This is a genomic window from Microbacterium gubbeenense DSM 15944 (assembly GCF_000422745.1).
GTDB classification, from domain to species: Bacteria; Actinomycetota; Actinomycetes; order Actinomycetales; family Microbacteriaceae; genus Microbacterium; species Microbacterium gubbeenense.
In genome coordinates this window covers 1-1,498 of record NZ_AUGQ01000065.1, presented here as the reverse complement: position 1 = coordinate 1,498, position 1,498 = coordinate 1, and the positions used below count along the sequence as shown (strand labels likewise).

Here is a 1,498-nt window from a genome sequence, read left to right as displayed (position 1 = left end):
ACGAGTGCGACTGCTTCCTTATCTCGGTTCCCAAGTTGCCGAAGGCAGCCCGGATCAGGCACGGTGGCGGACCGTTCTCTACCTTGGATGTCTCGTGAATCGGCCTGACTTTCGTTCCTATCGGGAGCCGTGTCCGGCGAGGGCCGGTTGGGCTGATTCGAGGTCAGCGTAGTATGCCTGCTCAACCTCGAGGGGTGTGCGCATGTCGAGCTCGCCGTGGAGGCGGGAGTTGTTCCACCACCACACGTATTCGAGGGTCGCGAGTTCGACCTGCTCGACGGTCCGCCAGGGACCGCGCTGTCGAATGAGCTCTGTTTTGTAGAGCCCGTTCACGGCCTCGGCGAGGGCGTTGTCAAACGAGTCGCCAACGGTCCCGGTCGAGGGTTTCGCTCCGAGTTCCTCGATCCGATCCGTGTAAACCACGGCGAGATAGTTCGACCCATGATCGGCGTGATGGATCAGCCCATCGAGGCGACCACCTGCCGCCCACGCGGCCATATCGAGCGCCCGCAACGGCAGGATGTCAGAGCGGAGGGTGGGTGCGACATTCCAGCCCACGATGCGACGGGAGTAGACATCGGTGACGAACGCCACGTAGGCGAACCCGGACCAGGTCGCGACATAGGTCACGTCGGCGACCCAGAGGCGGCGCGGGCCGGGAGCGGTGAACCGGCGTTGCACGAGATCCTTTGGTTTCTCCGCCGTCGGGTCGGACTTCGTGGTGAACACTCGCTTCGACCGCTTCACGCCCTCCACGCCGGCGAGGCGCATCAGTCGTTCGGTTTGATCGCGGCCGATCTCCCATCCTTGCCGGTGCATCAGGGCATGCATCTTCCGGCGCCCGTAGACGCCGTAATTCTCCGCATGCAGCCGGACGATCTCCGGCACCAGCAGCTCGTCCTTCAGCCGCCGCGCTGACGGCTCACGACGCACTGCGGCGCGATAGCCGCGGGAGGTGAGGAACCCCTGAACTGCGGGTCTGAGGACCCGGCAGATGAGCTCGACCCCGAAATGATCACGATGTTCATTGATGAACTTGATCATCTCGGTCAGGGGCGGTCGAGCTCCTTCGCGAAAAACACGCTCGCAGCCTTGAGGATCTCATTGGCCTTGCGGAGCTCGGCGTTCTCTTTCTGCAGCCGCTTGATCTCCGCAGCCGCGTCCGTCGTGAGCCCGGGCTTGACGCCGGCGTCGACTTCGTAGCGGCGTTGCCACAACCGCAACGTCTCCGAGCTCATCCCCAACATTCCGGCCACATGCCGCACGGCGCTCATCATCGTGGGGTGCGACGGCCGCGTCTCCGCGAGCATCCTGAGCGCCCGCTCACGCATCTCCGGCGAATACTTCCTGTTCATCGTGTTCCATCCTTGCTTGAAGAACGGAACGAAAGTCAGGCCGATTCACTCGCGCGCCGGAGAAGGGCTTGGCCAGCTCGATCTATGGGTCGTCGACGGTTACCTGCACTCCGTTGACTACATGACCTACGACGATCACGAGA

1 protein-coding gene is annotated in these 1,498 nt (G+C 63.2%); it reads right to left on the bottom strand.

Annotated features, from left to right (window positions below; genetic code table 11):
- Positions 1-117: 117 nt before the first annotated feature.
- A protein-coding gene (locus G510_RS0113320; protein WP_157560692.1) for an IS3 family transposase occupies positions 118-1,355 on the bottom strand; the annotation gives its coding sequence in 2 pieces (ribosomal slippage) (positions 118-1,070 and positions 1,070-1,355; 1,239 coding nt in all).
- Positions 1,356-1,498 lie beyond the last annotated feature (143 nt).